This window comes from Pseudomonas orientalis (genome assembly GCF_001439815.1).
In the GTDB taxonomy this organism is placed as follows: Bacteria; Pseudomonadota; Gammaproteobacteria; order Pseudomonadales; family Pseudomonadaceae; genus Aquipseudomonas; species Aquipseudomonas orientalis.
In genome coordinates this window covers 432,402-451,033 of sequence record NZ_JYLM01000005.1, presented here as the reverse complement: position 1 = coordinate 451,033, position 18,632 = coordinate 432,402, and the positions used below count along the sequence as shown (strand labels likewise).

The following is an 18,632-nucleotide window of genomic DNA, read 5'->3' as shown; positions in this document are numbered from 1 at the left end:
AAGATTAGTCAGGACTTTTAAACACTGGTACGTGGCAGTGATAGTGGGATACCGCTATCCAAACGCGCTCCTACGTGAAATCTAATCCACTCGCTGGGTCCTGGCCTTGCTCCGGGAGCGTAGGAGCGTGGCAGTTAACCTCAAGATTCCTTGAAGTCCCGTGTTTGCTGGTCGAAAGTAGCTGTCGTTAAAAACCCTCACTGTGGCTAACCCACCACACGAGGACCCTTCCAATGACCAGCTACGACCCTGCCCAACACGAGGCCATCACTACCGCATCGCTCGCCATCCCCAAGCGTGGCCGAGGCCGACCAACCAAGGTCATCACCAACCCGTTCCACGGCTTCATCGGGCCGACCACTGACTACGGCCAATATCCTCCCTTCGGCATGGACATCCTCGAGGGCATCGCAAGGCTGGACTGGCACGACCGGCCTATCGGGTCTGGTGGCTCATCCAAGCCTCTGTCCGTGAAGCGCCTTGTAAGCATCCTTGCGGAACTTGAGGTCGTCTCAGCAGCCACCATCATGGCTCAATACAGGCTGGGTCTCCGGCAGGCTCAACGCTACGTGAAGGCCATTGAGCTGGCGATGCCGTACCTTCTTAAAAGTCGCCCCGATGACCTGACCCATGAGATGCAATATGGCTTCCTTAAGACCACCCGTGTCGATGACTGGGAAGACGAACTGGAGCCTCCACGACCTGAGGTTCTCGCCAAGCTGCGCCACGACCTGAGGACGCTGGGAGCCGAGACCACTGATTAAATGCCGCATACTTATAAGAACCATTAGGACCTCTCAACGACCTTGAGCTATCGACCAGCTCATCGACCAGCCTCAGAGGGAGAGGGGTAGTGATGATAATTACCCCTGCCTTTCATTCATCTCATCGACATCTTTAAGGAGACCCAGCATGACCAGCTATCGAGCCACCGATACGCTTACTGAAGACGACCTAATAACCCTGTCTCGTGTCTTCCCCACGCCTTCGCGTCCCCAATTGGTCATCGTTAAGAACCTGCTCAATGACCGCCGTGCCACCTACAGGACCAATGAGAACGGTACGGTCTCCTTTGACGTTGACGCTCTGATCAAAGAGGTCTCCTTTCGAGGCTCCTCAAAGACTGCCGCTCGGGTCTCCGAACTGGTCTCCCTGGGGGTCAGTCTCCAGGCGCTCGCCATGTCCCGCTTGAACATCCCAATGGTCGGCAAGGAGCTGATAACGCTCAGGCTTGAAGGCATTCGTCAAGGTGTCGTTTAAAACCCCTCACTATTGGGACAGACACCTAATCAGATAAAAAAGATTCGTCGCCTATCTTTCTGCTGTAACCGTTAGCTGCTCGCCAGCTCACAACCCGCTGCACCGACCGTCGCCACGGTTGCCCTTTCAGATGCTCTTTCAGGCTTGCCATGTCCTGTGATCAGCATCAGCCACAAACCCAAACCAAGAACCTTTTGATCGACCTTGGAAGATGCCCATGCGGCTCCCTCCTTGCCGTCTTGTCGTGCGTGTCTATGGCGCCAAGGTCGATCAAAGGGTCACCTCATAGGAGATCCAAACCCATGAAAATCGCCATCACCAAAGTCCTGAAGAACGAAGTAACTGTGTCGGGCCAGACCCTCAGTCGCGAGTACGTCGAGAACGTCATGTTGCCCATGCTGGTAGCTCAATGCGGCACCGTTAAGAGCCGCCAATTCCAGATCATCCAAGTGTTCGATGAGGCCGGTCTTTCGCTCAAGGCGATTCCTGATGTCGCCCGTGAGTACCACGGAGACAAGGCCGCAAAGGCATCTGAGCGAGCGCGTCAGCAACGTGAAGCTGATGCCCATGCTGAGCGCTGCCGTGAGTGGACACCTCGTGAGTTGGCCCAGGCTAAAGCCGATAAGGAAGCCCGCGCTGCTGCCATCCGTGAACAGGGTGAACGTGTCCGCGCTGCATCCCGCGGCAACTCCGGCTGGTAACACCGAGCCATCTTTCAATCATCTAATTCAGGAGAACTTCAATGAAACCTAATCAATACGTAGCACCGCATGTAGACACTGTTAAATGGAATATCAACGCCATTGACGATAACAACGCTTCGATCCACTTCCACACCGCCGATGTTCGTTCAGAGACGCTCGCGGCTACTGATCCCTCTGTCTATGTGGAGGCCCTCATTGAGGCCGCTGAGGAATACCTCAATGGTGATGAGTGGCGTGAAGCTGCCATGGAGAAAACTCCCTGTGAGTTCCGTCCCACTGGTGCAGAGGCGACTGGTCAACAGATCATCGTTATGGCTGACCGCACTGTCACCTTCGACCCTCGCAAGAACTGGGATAACCAGACCATCGAGAAAGGCGAAGTGCTGGCCGGGTCGATCATCTTTACGGAGCCAACGGATACCGCTTTGGTCATTAGCCATCGCGTAACCATCCTTGATCACAATCTGATCGCTGGCTTTACTGAAGACTCCTTAGCTCAGACCGCTGACAAGATCCTGCGTGATATTGAGCTGAGTGCTGCTGGCAAGATCGCTGGCATCCTCTCCACTGCCCCAAGCACTGAGGCTATCTCTGAAATCAAGCCAACCGGCAAGCCAGTTGAGATCGCTGAGGACCTCATTGACCTGCTTACAACCCACATCAACCAGACTGTAGGCACCTCGCTGGCTGACTTCGTGGTCCTGCTGCCTGTGTCTCTGGTGGCCGTGCTTGAGCGTGCTGCTCAGCGTGCGGGTGTGGGAGACATTGAGGATCTCATTGGCGCCTCTGTACAGCCTTACAGCGGTACTGACTACGGCCTGTTTCTGTTGCCCAAGATGTTTACCTCTCTGAGCTACCGTGAGAACCGTGAGGGTGACATTTGGAAGATCCAGGCGACACGCAACGGCAATGCCCAAGCGTGGGACATTGAGATTATGACTGTTGTGGACATCGTGGCTAACGGCAAGGTCAAGGTAAAGCTGACTGAAGATGGTCTTCAGACTGAGACGGTAGCCTTCCCGATGATCACCAACTTGAAGCTGTTTACTCCGGTGTCTGGCGTATCCCTCAAGAGCGCCTCTAAGGATCTCGTGGTCGGCGCCTCGTACACAAACATTGCTACCGTTGCCCCTGCGAATGCCACCAATCAAGGCGTAACCTGGGCCACTTCGGACGCTTCTGTGGCCTCTGTGTCTACTGCTGGATCCGTTAAGGGCCTTGAAGTAGGCGAGGCGACCATTACAGCTACAACCGTGGATGGTGGTTTCTCTGCCTCGTATGCGGTGAATGTTACTGCCGCTGCTTAAGAAATCTTGAAGTATGACCCGTAAGACCGGCCCGAGAGGGATCGGCAGGGTCACTGCTATATATCCCCGCCCGTCGCTGGGCAATCAACCAATCCAGTCTTTCTGATAGTGCCTTTCATGCCACGCCGGGTCCCTTTGTCGGGGGCTGGATGCTCGGCTGTGGGTGCGACCTGAAGGGCACTACCAAAAGGAAATCGACACTATGAACGTGAATAACATCGTAACCATGACCACCGTTGAAATCGCTGAATTGACTGGCAAGCGGCACGACAACGTTCTCCGAGATGCCCGAGGGATTGTTGCTCAAGTAGGTGCCCTCAGATCTGAGGAGTCCTCCGTGACTTTCACCGAGGCAACCTATAAGAACAACCAGAACAAAGACCTGCCGATGCTGGTCCTCGACAAGCACCTAACCTTCACCCTCATCACTGGCTATGACACTGGTCTTCGCTACAACGTGGTGGGGCGCTGGATTGAACTGGAGCAAGTCGCTAACCCAACCTTTGCTGCTCAGGCCATCACCGAGACCCTTAAGGATCTACAGAGCCGAGTCAATGCAATGGCCCCTGCCTTCGATGAGCATGTCCGTAAGGGTCGTACAGTTGGTTATAGCTGGCGTGAAGCCTGCCGCCTCGCTGAAATCGACCATCCCGATAAACTTTTAGCCCTGCTGATCGACACGGGGAACGCCCGTAAGACAACCCAAGGGCACACACAGCTTAATCCCAAGTACGAGCAAGCCGGTTTCATCAAGACCCTCAAACCGTCCAATCTGGTCGTATCCAATAATGGCGGACACCTGTTCAAGATCACCCATAAGGGCCTCAATGAGTGGCTCAAGGACAAGGCTGAGAGCATGAACAATGCTGTCAACAAAGCTCAGGACAAGACCGACCGCTGGGGCCGAATCACCAAGTAACCCTCAAGGGGAACCTCATGGACACGCTACACGCTGCCTACTGGGTCTGTGTGGCTGTTCATGTGGCCTTCTGGCTATACGGTCGCTTCAAGGGCCCTTGATGAGAATCTGACAGAAAAATCTGAGACACCACCTCATTGCTTCTACACAGCATGTTCCCCCGTAGGCCCTCGCTCGGGCTTGCACAGGCACCTTCATGGGGCCTTGTCGCGCCTGTGTGCGCCACTGTTAGAACCCATCCGACTGTCACAAGTAGTGTCACAACTGCTGTCACAAGTCGTTGCCAAGATCCTTCTAAGGTCGTTAGGATGAGCTTCCTTTGCTCCCTGTAGACCCTCAGTCTGTGAACAGTAGGACTCGCGTTTCGCCCAGCAATAACGGGCGGTTTAGCTCCGTCACCTCACGGATGTAATCCCACAACAACGTAATCCGCTTCAGCTTGCGCAAGTCCTCCCGGCAATACATCCAGAACTGCCGCGTTATCGCGATCTGCTCCCCCAGCACCGGCAACAGTCGCGGATCCTGCGCCGCCAGAAAGCACGGCAATATCGCCATCGACCGTCCCTGCTGCGCCGCGACGTACTGCGCAATCACACTGGTACTGCGCAAGCTGGCGCTGGCGCCCGGCACCACATTCGCCAGGTACAGCAGCTCCGAGCTGAACGCCAGATCATCCACATAGCTGATGAATGGATGCTCGGCCAAATCCGCCGGGCGTTGGATCGGTGGGTGTTGGTCGAGGTAGTCCTGGGTCGCGTACAGCTGCAGTTTGTAGTCGCACAGCTTGCAGCACACATAAGGCCCATGTTCCGGGCGTTCCAGGGCGATGACGATGTCGGCTTCGCGCTTGGACAGGCTGATGAAATGCGGCAGGGGCAGGATGTCCACCGAGATCGCCGGGTAGGTGTCGACGAAGTGGCTCAGTTGCGGGGTGATGAAGAAGCTGCCGAAACCTTCGGTGCAACCCATGCGCACATGCCCGGACAAGGCCACGCCGGAACCGGAGACTTGCTCGCACGCCATGTGCAAGGTGCTTTCGATGGATTCGGCATAGCCCAGCAAACGCTGGCCCTCGGCGGTGAGGACAAAACCGTTGGTCCGGGATTTTTCGAACAGCAGGGTGCCGAGCGACACTTCCAGTGAGCTGATGCGCCGCGACACGGTGGTGTAGTCCACTGCCAGGCGCTTGGCGGCGACACTGGCCTTACGGGTGCGGGCCACTTCGAGGAAAAACTTCAGGTCATCCCAGTTCAGGGAGCCCAGCGATGTGATGTTTTTTTGCATATTGGACCGGCTTTTATGTGCGTTCTTATTAGAGATTTGCACATCTATACTCCAAAAACAGCCCGAACGCCTGCTTCTTCAAGGCGATTCAACTCCTGCATAACAACAAGATTCCGGAGACCCCATGAACGCATCTGCCGATATTTCCGTTAAACAGGTCAAGTTGCTGATCAATGGCGAGTGGGTCGAGTCCAAGACCACCGAATGGCAAGACATCGTCAATCCGGCCACCCAGCAAGTGCTGGCCAGAGTCCCTTTCGCCACGGCCGATGAGGTCAACGCCGCCATCGACGCCGCCCATCGCGCCTTCCAGACCTGGAAGCTGACGCCGATCGGTGCGCGCATGCGCATCATGCTCAAGCTGCAAGCCTTGATCCGCGAACATTCCAAGCGCATTGCCGTGGTCCTCAGCAACGAGCAGGGCAAGACCATTGCCGATGCCGAGGGCGATATTTTCCGTGGCCTGGAAGTGGTGGAGCACGCCTGTTCCATCGGTACCCTGCAAATGGGCGAGTTCGCCGAGAACGTCGCCGGCGGCGTGGATACCTATACCCTGCGCCAGCCCATCGGCGTGTGTGCCGGCATCACCCCCTTCAACTTCCCGGCCATGATTCCGCTGTGGATGTTCCCGATGGCCATCGCCTGCGGTAACACCTTCGTGCTCAAGCCGTCCGAGCAGGACCCGCTGTCGACGATGCTGCTGGTGGAGCTGGCGCTGGAAGCTGGCGTACCGCCGGGCGTGCTCAACGTGGTGCACGGCGGCAAGGACGTGGTGGATGCGCTGTGCACCCATAAAGACATCAAGGCGGTGTCCTTCGTCGGCTCGACCGCTGTGGGCACGCATGTGTACGACCTGGCCGGCAAGCACGGCAAGCGCGTGCAATCGATGATGGGCGCCAAGAACCACGCCGTGGTGCTGCCGGATGCCAACCGCGAACACACCCTCAATGCCCTGGTCGGCGCCGGTTTCGGCGCGGCGGGCCAGCGCTGCATGGCCACCTCGGTGGTGGTGCTGGTGGGGGCGTCGAAACAATGGCTGCCGGACCTCAAGGCCCTGGCACAAAAGCTCAAGGTCAACGCCGGCAGCGAAGCCGGTACCGACGTGGGCCCGGTGATCTCCAGGCGCGCCAAGACACGCATCCTGGAGCTGATCGAAAGCGGCGTGAAAGAAGGCGCCAAGCTGGAGCTGGACGGCCGCGACATCAAGGTGCCGGGCTTCGAGCAAGGCAACTTTGTCGGCCCGACGCTGTTCTCTGGCGTGACCACCGACATGCGCATCTACACCGAGGAAATCTTCGGCCCGGTGCTGGTGGTGCTGGAGGTCGATACCCTCGATCAAGCCATTGCGCTGGTCAACGCCAACCCGTTCGGCAACGGCACCGGCCTGTTCACCCAGAGCGGCGCGGCGGCGCGCAAGTTCCAGAGCGAAATCGATGTGGGCCAGGTCGGCATCAACATTCCGATCCCGGTGCCGGTGCCGTTCTTCAGCTTCACCGGTTCCCGTGGTTCCAAACTCGGCGATCTCGGCCCGTACGGCAAGCAGGTGGTGCAGTTCTACACCCAGACCAAGACCGTCACCAGCCGCTGGTTCGATGACGACACGGTCAACGATGGCGTCAACACCACCATCAACCTGCGCTGACCTGGGAGACGACCATGAAGATTGCATTTATCGGCCTGGGCAACATGGGCGCGCCCATGGCCCACAACCTGATCAAGGCCGGGCACGCGCTGAACCTGTTCGACCTGAACCAGACCGTACTCAAGGAACTGGCCGAGTTGGGCGGCCACATCAGCGACTCACCGCGTGACGCGGCCCAGGGCGCCGAGCTGGTGATCACCATGCTGCCGGCCGCCGCGCATGTGCGCAGCGTGTGGCTGAATGAAGACGGTGTGCTCGCCGGCATCGGCAACGGCATTCCCGCCGTGGATTGCAGCACGATCGACCCGCAGACCGCCCGTGACGTCGCGGCGGCCGCCGCCAGGCAGGGCGTGGTGATGGCCGACGCCCCGGTGTCCGGTGGCACCGGCGGGGCGCAAGCGGGCACGCTGACCTTCATGGTCGGCGCCACGCCTGAACTGTTCGCCACTCTGCAACCGGTGCTGGCGCAGATGGGCCGCAACATCGTGCACTGCGGCGAGGTGGGCACCGGGCAAATCGCCAAGATCTGCAACAACCTGCTGCTGGGGATCAGCATGGTCGGCGTCAGTGAGGCGATGGCCCTGGGCGATGCCTTGGGTATCGACACCCAGGTGCTGGCCGGGATTATCAACAGCTCAACCGGGCGTTGCTGGAGTTCGGACACCTACAATCCATGGCCGGGCGTGATCGAAACCGCGCCGTCGTCGCGTGGCTATACCGGCGGTTTCGGCGCCGACCTGATGCTCAAGGACCTGGGCCTGGCCACCGAGGCGGCGCGCCAGGCAAAACAGCCGGTGATCCTTGGTGCGGTGGCCCAGCAGTTGTATCAATCGATGAGCCAGCGTGGGGAAGGGGGCAAGGACTTTTCGGCGATTATCAACAGCTATCGCAAGCCTGAATGATGGTGTAGGAGCGAGCTTGCTCGCGAAGAACTCACAGACGCCGCGTGCTTCCAGGAAACACGCGTTAGCGTTGACGTTTTTCGCGAGCAAGCCCGCTCCTACAAACGATATCGGGCGAGCCCGTTCACCGTAGGAAAGCCGCTTGCTGTAGAGATAGCTCAAGCAAACACAAAATACTTACGCACCGTCTCCACCACCTCCCACGTCCCCTTCATCCCCGCCTCCACCACAAAGATATCCCCAGCCCGCAGGTGAATCGGCGCCATGCCTTGCGGGGTGATGATGCAATAGCCTTCCTGGAAGTGGCAGTACTCCCATTTTACGTAGTCCACGTACCACTTGCCCGGCGTGCAGATCCAGGTGCCCATGATCTTGCTGCCGTCCTCGCTGGTGTAGGCGTTGAGGTTGACGGTGTGCGGGTCGCCTTCGAGCTTTTCCCATTTGCAGGCATCCAGGACCGGCAAGGGATGGGTGTCGCGCAGTACGGTGATGGGCTGGGACATGATGACTCCGAGGCAAGGGAAGAAGAGTCGAACCCTATAGCGTCGCTGCGGGGGCTGGTGGTCTGGACTCGACATCGGTATGCCCAGAAGCGCAGGCAAAGACGATGTTATTGGTACGGCGAGGTCAATGTGGGAGGGGGCTTGCTCCCGATGGCGGAGTGTCAGCCAACTTCTGATTGACTGGCCCACTGCTATCGGGGGCAAGCCCCCTCCCACATTGATTGCTAGTGGCCGCATCACTGTGTTCAGAGGTATTTCTGCGCGTAAATTAGGAATTTTCTCGCAGTAACTGCGAAAGAATTCCCTCCTGGCGCCAGAATTCGCAAGAAAATTCACATCCGGCCCTCGTATCATTCACTCAGGAATGAGTGAGAGCCGTGAACATGAACCCGATAACAACGTGGTGGGACATCAGCCCGCCCTTGAGTGCGGCGACCCCGACCTGGCCGGGCGATACGCCGTTCCAGGAAGAGCGCGTGTGGCAGCTCGGGCCGGAGTGCCCGGTGAATGTGGGACGCGTGACCCTGTCGCCGCACACCGGGGCCCATGTGGATGCGCCGCTGCATTACAGCGCCGACGGCGCGCCGATTGGCGAGGTGTCCCTGGACGTCTACATGGGCCCGTGTCGTGTGTTGCACTGCCTCGGCAGCGGCGCCCTGGTGCAGCCGCATCAATTGCAGGGGCGTGTGGATAACTTGCCCGAGCGCGTGCTGCTGCGCACTTATCCACAAGCGCCGCTGACGCAATGGGATTCAGACTTCACCGCCATCGCCCCGCAAACCATCGATCTGCTCGCCAGCCTCGGCGTGCGCCTGATCGGGATCGACACGCCGTCCCTGGACCCGCAACAGTCCAAGACCATGGACTCGCACAACGCCGTGGCGCGCCATGGCATGGCGATCCTCGAAGGCATCGTGCTCGACGACGTACCGGAGGGCGACTATGAACTGATCGCGCTGCCGCTGCGTTTTGCCCACCTGGACGCCAGCCCGGTCCGCGCAATCCTGCGTCCGCTCAAGGAGCCCACGCGATGAGCCAGTGTCCCTTCTCTTCAGACTATAAGCCTGCCGACCACCAACCCGCGGAAGAATGGCACAACGCCGAGCTGAATTTTTCCGAGTCCATGAGCTACGGCGACTACCTGGACCTGGGCAAAGTCCTCAGCGCCCAGCACCCGCTGTCGCCGGACCATAACGAAATGCTGTTCATCATCCAGCACCAGACCTCTGAGCTGTGGATGAAACTGATGCTGCACGAACTCAAGGCCGCCCGCGAACACGTGCGCCTGGGTGAGTTGCCGCCAGCGTTCAAGATGCTGGCGCGGGTTTCGCGGATCTTCGATCAATTGGTGCATGCCTGGGCGGTGCTGGCGACCATGACGCCCTCGGAATACACGGCGATCCGCCCGTTCCTCGGGCAGTCGTCGGGGTTCCAGTCATTCCAGTACCGCGAGATTGAATTCATTCTCGGCAACAAGAGCCCGGCGCTGTTGCGGCCCCATGCCCATCGACCGGAGTTGTTGCAGCAATTGCAGGTGGCGATTGCCACGCCGTCGCTGTATGACGAGGCGATCAACCTGATGGTCAAGGCAGGTCTGGCGATAGACCCTGAACGGGCCGAGCGCGACCCCACGGCGGCAACGGTTCACGATGAATCGGTGGAAGCTGCGTGGCGTGAGGTCTACCGCGATCCGAGCCGTTATTGGGACTTGTATCAGTTAGCCGAGAAGTTCATCGACCTTGAGGATTCGTTCCGTCAGTGGCGTTTTCGGCATGTGACCACGGTGGAGCGGATTATCGGCTTCCAGCCGGGGACTGGTGGTACCGAAGGCGTGGGGTATTTACGCAAGATGCTCGACACGGTGCTGTTCCCCGAGTTGTGGCGGGTGCGTTCCACCCTCTGAACAAAAAAGCCCCGGACTACCGGGGCTGTTCATTTGGAATGCAGTTAAAAATGTGGGAGGGGGCTTGCCCCCGATAGCGGTGGGCCAGTAGCCATATCAGTGGCTGACCCACTGCAATCGGGGGCAAGCCCCCTCCCACATGGGTTACTGCGCTGTCACGACCTTCGCGTTTCGGACGCGCAACCGATACGCCACATAAATAATCCCCACCCACACCGGCATCGCATACACCGACTCACGAATCCCTGGAATCGCCAGCATCACGCTGATGATCATCAGCATGAACGCCAGGCACAGGTAATTGCTGAACGGGAACCAGAAGGTCTTGAACGACGGCGTCACGCCTTGCTCGCCCATGGCCTTGCGGAACTTGATGTGGGTAATGCTGATCAGCGCCCAGTTGATCATCAGCGAGGCAACCACCAGGGCAAACAGCAACTCCAGGGCACTCTGCGGTGCGATGTAGTTGACCACCACGCACAGCATCGTCACCAGCGCCGAAATCGCCAGGGCGCGCAACGGCACGCCCTGCTTGTTGAGCTTCATCAGCGCCTTGGGCGCGTCGCCTTGCTCGGCCAGGCCGAACAGCATGCGGCTGTTGCAGTACACGCCACTGTTGTACACCGACAGCGCCGCGGTCAGCACCACGAAGTTGAGGATGTGCGCAGCGGTGTCATTGCCGATCAGCGAGAAGATCTGCACGAACGGGCTGCCGCTGTAAGGATCGCCCGACGCGCCGAGGGTTTGCAGCAGTTGGTCCCACGGGTACAGCGACAGCAGCACGGTGAGGGCGCCGACGTAGAAAATCAGGATCCGGTACACCACCTGGTTGATCGCCTTCGGGATCACCTTGCGCGGCTCGCTGGCCTCGGCGGCGGTGATACCCACCAGCTCCAGGCCACCGAACGAGAACATGATGAACGCCATCGACATCAACAGCCCCATGCCGCCGTTCGGGAAGAACCCGCCATGGCTCCACAGGTTGCTGACCGATGCCTGCGGTCCGCCGGTGCCGCTGAACAGCAGGTAGCAGCCGAGCACGATCATGCCGACGATTGCCACCACCTTGATGATCGCGAACCAGAATTCGGCTTCACCGAAGAACTTCACGTTCAGGGTGTTGATCAGGTTCACCGCGACAAAGAACACCAGCGCGCTGACCCAGGTCGGGATCTCGGGCCACCAGAACTGGATGTACTTGCCCACGGCCGTCAGTTCGGCCATGCCCACCAGCACGTAAAGCACCCAGTAGTTCCAGCCCGCGAGAAAGCCCGCGTAACCGCCCCAGTACTTGTGCGCAAAGTGGCTGAAGGAGCCGGCCACCGGCTCTTCGACGATCATCTCGCCGAGCTGGCGCATGATCAGGAAGGCGATGAAACCGGCTATCGCATAACCCAGGATCATCGACGGCCCCGCCGACTTGAGCACCCCGGCCGAGCCGAGGAACAGTCCCGTGCCAATCGCCCCTCCCAAGGCGATCAGTTGAATGTGCCGGTTCTTCAGGCCGCGCTTGAGGCCCACCGGGTTTACCATGTCATCCGCCATTAACAGTCCCTTCTACTTGTTTTTCTTAAGGGTGAGTGCAGGCGCATCAGCCCCTCAGAAGTGCTGAGGGTCAGATATTACTCTGCGTAAACTTTTCGTAATACAGCTGAACGCCATCAAGTGCCTGATCCGCCAGCCATTGTTGGATCGATTCGACCATCGGCGGCGGCCCACAGACATACATATCCACCGATCTGTCGCGCAAGCAGGCCAGGTCGAAATGTTCGGTGAGGTAGCCGCGCTTGCCCGTCCATTCTGGTGAGGCGTCGCTGAGGACTTCGGTGTAGCGAAAATCGGCGATTTTCGAGGCGTAGCTGCGGATGCGTGCCGCTTCGCACAAGTCCTCTGCACCGCGCACGCCGTAATAGAGATGCACCGGGTGTTCGCAGCCGTCGGCCGCCAACTGATCGAGCATGCCCAGCAGTGCCGACAACCCGGTGCCACCGGCGACCAGCACCAGCGGTTGGCTGACGTGCCGCAGGTAGAACGCCCCCAGCGGCGCCTCCATCAATACCTCGTCACCCACCTGGCAGCGCTCGCGCAAGTAGTTGCTCATCACTCCGTCGGGCAGCAGGCGCACCAGAAACTGCAACCGATGGCCCGGCAGGTTGGCGAAGGAATAGGAACGCCAGCTGTCAGTGCCGGGTACCGACAACCGCGCATATTGACCGGGCAGAAAATCCAGCGGTGCGTCCACTTGCAACTGCAGGACTGCCGTACTGGCCGACACCACCTGCACCTCGCTCACCGTGCCGCGCACCTGCGCCGGCCCCGGCGCGTTGCACAGGCTTGAATCGAAGTCGAAGTAGAAGGTCGCATCGGACTGCACCCGCGTCTGGCAACTGAGCATTTTGCGCTGTTGCAGGTCGAGGCCGGACAGCGCTTCTTCGTCGACATAGTCCTGGGTGTAAGCGCCGGATTCGCAGCGTCCCTGGCAAGTGCCGCACACGCCTTCGCGACAATCCAGCGGGATCTTGATGCCGTTGCGCAGGGCGGCATCCAGCAGGATTTCATGGGCGCTCACCGGGAAGAACAGGGTCTTGCCGTCGGCAAAACTGAAGGCCACTTTGTGGTTCATTCACATGACTCCGTGATAGGTATGAACCTTGTAGGAGCGAGCTTGCTCGCGAAGAACGTCAACGATGACGCCATCCAGCCTGGATGCACGCGGTGTGCTTGAGTTTTTCGCGAGCAAGCTCGCTCCTACAGGGGAATGCGCCACCGTCACAGGTGGTAGAAATCCAGCACCGAGTTGATGGTGTCGTTGAGCAGCAGCGCGTGCTTGCGGGTGATCAGCCAGCTGTCGCCCGCAGGCTTGAGACGGTAGGTTGCGGGCCCATAAAACTGCTCGGACGTCGCCAGCCGATAGAACAAGGTGTGCCAGTTCAGCTTCACTTCCAGCATGCCGTCGGCCTGTTCGGCAATGCGCACGTTATTGATCAAATGCAGCGTGCGCGGCATTGGCGTGGCCGAAGCCGCCTTGCCGGTGCGCAGGCGGAAGACGCGGTCCTCCAGCCCCGAGCGGTTGGCGTAATAGATCAACGACATTTCGCGCTTGGGGTCCTGGGTGTAGACATGTTCCGAGTCCCATTGCGGCAGGTGGAACTCGCTCTGTGGGTCGAACAGCTGCACATAGGCATCCCAGTCCTGGGCGTCGCACAGTTCGGATTTGCGGTAGAAGAATTGTTCGATCCGGTACTGCAACTGGGCATTCATCACTTCACCTCCCGCAGTTGCAGCGCCTGCCGGTCCAGGCCCTTGAGCAAAAACTGCTGCCAGTTGCGGTGCTGGTTGACGTACAGGCCTTCGTGGGTGAATTCGGTGCCGGTCATGGCGGGCTGGATACCGATGGCTTCGCTGTTCGGCGTCGGCCCGGTCTCCCAGCGATGGCTGCCGCGCGAGATGTCACTCCAGCGCTCCAACCGGCCCTGGAAACCGCGCTGGGCCTCGCGAAACTCCACCAGGTCATCCGGTGTGCCCATGCCTGAGACGTTGAAGAAGTCTTCGAACTGGCGAATACGGTTTTCGCGGTCGGCGGCGGACTCGTTCTTCACCCCCAGGCACTGGCTGATGATTTCGGTCTTGTTCCACGCCAGCGGGCGGATGATGCGCAGTTGCGAACTGATCTGGTCGAGAAAGAACAGGCTGGGGTAGATATTCAGGTTGCGCAGGCGTTGCATCATCCATTCGGCTTTCTGCTGGCCGTGTTCGGCCACCAGGCGCGGCATGATGGTGGCGTAGCCCGAGCGCACGCTGGGGTTGGGCATGTCGCTGAACAACAGGCTGTGGCCGTTGTTGAAGGCAAACCAGCCGTCATCGGTGTTGGCGTCGCCGGCGCCGAGCTTGCTGTAGTCCAGGGTGGTGCCGGCACTTGCGCCATGTTCGCTATTGACCTGCTGGCGATGCTGCACCGTGGCCACGTAGTTGTAGTGCACAGTGCTGACGTGATAACCGTCCAGGCCGTTTTCGTTCTGCAGTTTCCAGTTGCCGTCGTAGGTGTAGGCGGACTTGCCCGGCAGCACTTCCAGCTCGCCGGTGGCCGACTGCGCCACCATCATGTCGAAGAACACTTTGGCGTCACCGAGGAAATCTTCCAGGCTGTCGGTGCCGTTCACGTCGAGGCTGATGAATACAAAACCCTTGTAGCTGTCGATGCGCGCCTTTTTCAGACCGCGCGTGGCTTTGTCGAAACCTTCCGGGTATTCCCCCGGCGCCTTGACCTTCACCAGTCGGCCATCACTTTTGTAACACCAGGCGTGGAACGGGCAAGTGAACGTGGACTGGTTGCCCTTGCCCACGCGGGTTAGGGTGGTGCCGCGATGCTGGCAGGCATTGATCAGCGCGTTGAGCCGACCTTCGCCGTCGCGGGTGATGATCATCGGCTGGCGCCCGGCGCGCATCGTCACGAAATCGTGGTGATTGGCCAATTCGCTTTCGTGGCAGGCGTAGATCCAGTTCTTCTCGAAGATCAGTTCCATCTCCAGATCGAACAGTTCGGGTTCGGTGAACATGTCGCGGGCGATGCGGAACACCTCATCCGCCGGGCGAAAGTCCAGGCAACTGTCGATAAAGGTTTTCCACTGTTCGACGTTTCTTGCACCACTCATGGCAGGCACCTTTTGATCAGGGCTAATCGGTGATGCATTAGAGGCAGCGGGGCAGGGCGCGGGCTATCCGCTTAATGGGGGAAGGCAGGCCGGATAATTGGGCAGCAAATACCCAACCCGGTGCGCGGCGGTGACGGGATGCGCTACTGTCTGGCAGGGCAACGGCCTGAAAAGTCGGCGTCTTATCCACTTAATCGGCAGTTGCTATCCACCTGGTGGCCATTTCGCCGGCGTGGCGCATTACTTGCTGTCCAACCCTGACGACGCGCCGTCAGAGCGCGCAAACGCCTAACCGCCGTGGGTGCACCTGATGAGCAGCCAAACGATTCAACGCTTCGACCTGGAAGGCGCGCGTAGCTGGATGTCCGGCATCTGCGGGCCCCATCGCCTGGCCACCGCCACGCCCGAACGCCTGCGTTTTCACCACAGCGCCAACATGTTCAAGTCCCGCGCGACCACCCTGGGTGTGATCGAATACGGCACTGATGTGACCATCGACATCGAAGATGCCGAGCACTTCAGCAGTTACAGCCTGAGCCTGCCCCTGGTGGGCGAGCAGGAGTTGAGTAAAAACGGCGAACGGCTCAGTTCCAACCGCGACCAGGGCGTCATCATCTCGCCCAACGAGCATCAGGTGCTGGCGATTTCCGGCGACTGCCGCAAGTTGCAGGTGGTGATTACGCGGGCGGCGATGAGTGAGTCACTGGAGAATTTGCTACAGCGCCCCATCGAGGCGCCGTTGCGCTTTGAGTCGGTAATGGACGCGGTGGACGGCGCTTCGGCGTCGTGGTGGCGCATGGCGCGTTACGTCATTGCCGAACTGGAACACGGCAGTGAGTTGTATGAGCAGGCCGCGTTTACCCGTGATCTGGAAAGCTCGTTGATCAAGGGGCTGATCCTGGCCCAGCCGAACAATTATTCCGAAGAGCTGCGCGACGTACTGGGTGTGAAACTGCCCCACTATTTGATCCGCGCACGCCAGTACATTCACGCTAACGCCCGCGAAGCCGTACACCTGGAAGACCTGGAAGCGGCTGCCGGAGTGTCGCGGTTCAAGCTGTTCGATGCCTTTCGCAAATATTTTGCGCTGTCGCCGATGGCTTATCTGAAGAAGTACCGGCTGAGCGCCGTGCGCCAGGAGCTTCTTGAGCTTGGCGCCACACGAACCATCTCCGAGATCGCCCTGGGTTGGGGCTTTACCCATCTGGGGCGGTTTTCGGCGGAGTATCGCAAAGTGTTCGATGAATCCCCCAGCCAAACCTTACAGCGCAAGCGCCTGCGCAGTATTTGAAATAATCAATGGAGATCAAAATGTGGGAGGGGGCTTGCCCCCGATAGCAGTGTGTCAGTCAACACATGCATTGACTGAGCCACAGCAATCGGGGGCAAGCCCCCTCCCACATTGGAATTGCAGTGTATGGACGGTTTCAGATCAGCTCTTCAACCAATTGCAGGCAATGACTGAGCCCCGGCGATTGGTCATTCACTCGCCGGCTGAGGATGATCGGCGAGGTCGCGGTGGCTTCCACGACCGGCGTGTAGCCGATATCCGCCCGGTGCAGCACCTGCACCGACGCCGGCACCAGTGTCACGCCCATGCCGGCGCCCACCAGGCCGATGGCGGTCTGCAACTCGTTGGTCCACTGCGCCACCTTGAGGCTCAAGCCGTGGGCGTCGAACAAGGCGATGACATGGTCGGCATAACTGGGGCGCGGATTGCCGGGGTACAGCACAAAGGGTTCGGCGGCCAACTGGGCGAGGGTGGCGGGGGCGCCCAGCAACGGATGGCCGCTGGGCAGCACCGCCACCAGCCGGTCCTGCACCAGGACACGCTGGACGATGGCTGGGTCGTCGATGCGGATCCGCCCGAAACCCACATCGATGCGCCCGGCCTTGAGCGCCTCGACCTGCTGCAAGGTGGTCATCTCCGACAGCCCCAGTTCCAACTCCAGCGTCACATGGTTGCGCAGGCGCCGAATCAATTCCGGCAGCACGCCGTACAAGGTCGACGGCGCAAAACCGATGCCCAGCCAGGTCTTCTGACCCAGGCCGATGCGCCGGGTGTTGTCGCAGGCTTTACCCAGCTGTTCCAGCAGCACATTGGCGTGTTCATAGAAAAATCGCCCGGCCTCGGTCAGCCGCAGCGGGCGGCCGCGCTCGAGCAGCACCACGCCCAATTCGTCTTCCAATTGCTGGATTTGCCGACTCAACGGCGGCTGGGCGATGTGCAGGCGTTCGGCGGCGCGGGTGAAGTTGAGGGTCTGTCCCAGTACCTGGAAATAGCGCAGGTGACGCAGTTCCATGTTGGCTCCTTTAATACCTTCAAGGTATCGAACCAGACCAATTCTATATTGGAACCTTTCAACCATGGGAAACAGAATCGACGCAAACCTATAAAGAACCCAACGGGTATTGCCATGTCGATTTGCCCCATCGTGTCGATCGAGACGGTCATCGTCGACCTTCCCACCATTCGCCCGCATAAGTTGGCGATGCATACGATGCAACACCAGACCCTGGTGATCATCCGCCTGCGTTGCGCCGATGGCATCGAAGGCCTCGGTGAAGCCACCACCATCGGTGGCCTGAGTTATGGCAACGAAAGCCCCGAGAGCATCAAGGTCAACATTGACCAGCACTTCGCGCCGCTGCTGATCGGCCAGGACGCGAGCAATATCAACGCCGCCATGTTGCGCCTGGAGCGCAGCATTCGCGGCAATACCTTTGCCAAATCGGGCATCGAGAGCGCGTTGCTCGACGCCCTTGGCAAGCGCCTGAAGCTGCCGGTCAGCGAACTGCTCGGCGGCCGTGTGCGCGATGCCTTGCCGGTGGCCTGGACCCTGGCCAGCGGCAACACCGCACAGGACATCGGCGAGGCCGAGAAGATGCTCGACCTGCGCCGCCATCGCCTCTTCAAATTGAAAATCGGCGCCGGTGAGGTCGACAGTGACCTGGCCCACGTGATCGCGATCAAGCGCGCGCTGGGCGAGCGCGCCAGTGTGCGGGTCGACGTCAACCAGGCCTGGGACGAGGCCGTGGCCCTGCGCGCTTGCCGGGTGCTGGCGGACCACGGTATCGACCTGATCGAACAGCCGATCTCGCGCAATAACCGCGGCGGCATGGCGCGGCTGAACCTGTCGAGCCCGGCGCCGATCATGGCCGATGAATCGATTGAATGCGTCGAGGATGCGTTCAACCTGGCCCGCGAAGGCGCGGCCTCGGTGTTCGCCCTCAAGATCGCCAAGAACGGTGGCCCGCGTGCGGTGTTGCGCACGGCGGCGATAGCGCAAGCGGCGGGCATCGGCCTCTACGGCGGCACCATGCTCGAAGGCGGCATCGGCACCCTGGCGTCGGCACACGCCTTTGTCACGCTGGACACGCTGGCGTGGGGCACCGAACTGTTCGGCCCGTTGCTGCTCACCGAAGACATCCTCACCGAGCCGCCGGTGTACCGTGATTTCCACCTGCATGTCTCCGCCGCACCGGGCCTGGGCCTGGCAATCGACGAAGAGCGCCTGGCGTTCCTGCGGCGTGACAACCACTAAGAGGCACCTGC

At 59.8% G+C, this 18,632-nt stretch carries 18 protein-coding genes; 11 read left to right on the top strand and 7 right to left on the bottom strand.

Annotation, left to right across the window (positions count from 1 at the left end; translation table 11 throughout):
• Positions 1-233: 233 nt before the first annotated feature.
• The 5 genes from TU82_RS15740 (at position 234) to TU82_RS15720 (ending at position 4,190) form a co-directional block, all read left to right on the top strand.
• The gene (locus TU82_RS15740) at positions 234-764 is read left to right on the top strand and encodes a hypothetical protein (protein ID WP_057724063.1); all 531 of its coding nucleotides are present in this window, start codon (positions 234-236) and stop codon (positions 762-764) included.
• A 148-nt stretch (positions 765-912) separates the two neighbouring features.
• Positions 913-1,260 (top strand): hypothetical protein, encoded by a 348-nt coding sequence (locus TU82_RS15735; RefSeq protein WP_057724062.1) that lies wholly within the window; start codon positions 913-915, stop codon positions 1,258-1,260.
• A gap of 302 nt (positions 1,261-1,562) precedes the next feature.
• Positions 1,563-1,961 (top strand): hypothetical protein, encoded by a 399-nt coding sequence (locus tag TU82_RS15730; protein WP_057724061.1) that lies wholly within the window; start codon positions 1,563-1,565, stop codon positions 1,959-1,961.
• Positions 1,962-2,002: 41 nt separating this feature from the next.
• Complete coding sequence (locus TU82_RS15725) at positions 2,003-3,271, top strand: Ig-like domain-containing protein (protein WP_057724060.1); 1,269 nt, start codon at positions 2,003-2,005, stop codon at positions 3,269-3,271.
• A 202-nt stretch (positions 3,272-3,473) separates the two neighbouring features.
• Positions 3,474-4,190 (top strand): Rha family transcriptional regulator, encoded by a 717-nt coding sequence (locus TU82_RS15720; RefSeq protein WP_057724059.1) that lies wholly within the window; start codon positions 3,474-3,476, stop codon positions 4,188-4,190.
• Between the two features lie 336 nt (positions 4,191-4,526).
• Here the strand turns inward: TU82_RS15720 and TU82_RS15715 are convergent, their stop codons facing one another.
• The gene (locus tag TU82_RS15715) at positions 4,527-5,474 is read right to left on the bottom strand and encodes a LysR family transcriptional regulator (RefSeq protein ID WP_057724058.1); all 948 of its coding nucleotides are present in this window, start codon (positions 5,472-5,474) and stop codon (positions 4,527-4,529) included.
• Between the two features lie 124 nt (positions 5,475-5,598).
• Between TU82_RS15715 and TU82_RS15710 the strand changes: the two genes are divergently transcribed.
• A complete protein-coding gene (locus tag TU82_RS15710; protein WP_057724057.1) occupies positions 5,599-7,116 on the top strand; it encodes a CoA-acylating methylmalonate-semialdehyde dehydrogenase in 1,518 nt (505 codons plus the stop codon).
• Between the two features lie 14 nt (positions 7,117-7,130).
• The gene (mmsB, locus tag TU82_RS15705) at positions 7,131-8,018 is read left to right on the top strand and encodes a 3-hydroxyisobutyrate dehydrogenase (RefSeq protein WP_057724056.1); all 888 of its coding nucleotides are present in this window, start codon (positions 7,131-7,133) and stop codon (positions 8,016-8,018) included.
• Positions 8,019-8,176: 158 nt separating this feature from the next.
• Here the strand turns inward: mmsB and TU82_RS15700 are convergent, their stop codons facing one another.
• Complete coding sequence (locus TU82_RS15700; protein ID WP_057724055.1) at positions 8,177-8,521, bottom strand: cupin domain-containing protein; 345 nt, start codon at positions 8,519-8,521, stop codon at positions 8,177-8,179.
• 383 nt (positions 8,522-8,904) lie between these two features.
• Between TU82_RS15700 and kynB the strand changes: the two genes are divergently transcribed.
• Positions 8,905-9,555 (top strand): arylformamidase, encoded by a 651-nt coding sequence (gene kynB / locus TU82_RS15695; protein ID WP_057724054.1) that lies wholly within the window; start codon positions 8,905-8,907, stop codon positions 9,553-9,555.
• Positions 9,552-10,424: a tryptophan 2,3-dioxygenase gene (gene kynA, locus TU82_RS15690; protein WP_057724053.1), complete on the top strand. Its 873-nt coding sequence runs from the start codon at positions 9,552-9,554 to the stop codon at positions 10,422-10,424. Before kynB ends, kynA begins: the two co-directional genes overlap by 4 nt.
• Positions 10,425-10,568: 144 nt before the next feature.
• Here the strand turns inward: kynA and TU82_RS15685 are convergent, their stop codons facing one another.
• The 4 genes from TU82_RS15685 to antA all read right to left on the bottom strand — a co-directional run bounded on the left by TU82_RS15685 (position 10,569) and on the right by antA (position 15,076).
• Positions 10,569-11,969 carry an amino acid permease gene (locus tag TU82_RS15685; protein ID WP_057724052.1) on the bottom strand — a complete coding sequence of 467 codons (1,401 nt, stop codon included), beginning with the start codon at positions 11,967-11,969 and terminating at the stop codon, positions 10,569-10,571.
• Between the two features lie 70 nt (positions 11,970-12,039).
• On the bottom strand, positions 12,040-13,047 hold the full coding sequence (gene antC / locus TU82_RS15680) for an anthranilate 1,2-dioxygenase electron transfer component AntC (RefSeq protein ID WP_057724051.1): 1,008 nt from the start codon (positions 13,045-13,047) through the stop codon (positions 12,040-12,042).
• Positions 13,048-13,193: 146 nt separating this feature from the next.
• Positions 13,194-13,685 carry an anthranilate 1,2-dioxygenase small subunit gene (antB, locus tag TU82_RS15675; RefSeq protein ID WP_057724050.1) on the bottom strand — a complete coding sequence of 164 codons (492 nt, stop codon included), beginning with the start codon at positions 13,683-13,685 and terminating at the stop codon, positions 13,194-13,196.
• Entirely contained in the window at positions 13,685-15,076 is a 1,392-nt protein-coding gene (antA, locus tag TU82_RS15670; protein WP_057724049.1) for an anthranilate 1,2-dioxygenase large subunit, read from the bottom strand. The genes antB and antA overlap by 1 nt, the downstream gene beginning before the upstream one ends.
• Before the next feature lie 310 nt (positions 15,077-15,386).
• On the opposite strand from antA, the gene TU82_RS15665 reads away from it, so the two are divergent.
• Positions 15,387-16,367: an AraC family transcriptional regulator gene (locus tag TU82_RS15665; RefSeq protein WP_057724048.1), complete on the top strand. Its 981-nt coding sequence runs from the start codon at positions 15,387-15,389 to the stop codon at positions 16,365-16,367.
• Positions 16,368-16,503: 136 nt separating this feature from the next.
• Here the strand turns inward: TU82_RS15665 and TU82_RS15660 are convergent, their stop codons facing one another.
• Complete coding sequence (locus TU82_RS15660; protein WP_057724047.1) at positions 16,504-17,379, bottom strand: LysR family transcriptional regulator; 876 nt, start codon at positions 17,377-17,379, stop codon at positions 16,504-16,506.
• Positions 17,380-17,493: 114 nt separating this feature from the next.
• Here TU82_RS15660 and TU82_RS15655 point away from each other — a divergent pair, with 114 nt between their 5' ends.
• Positions 17,494-18,621, top strand: coding sequence for a muconate cycloisomerase family protein (locus tag TU82_RS15655; protein ID WP_057724046.1), 1,128 nt, complete (start codon positions 17,494-17,496; stop codon positions 18,619-18,621).
• The last annotated feature ends 11 nt before the right edge of the window (positions 18,622-18,632 follow it).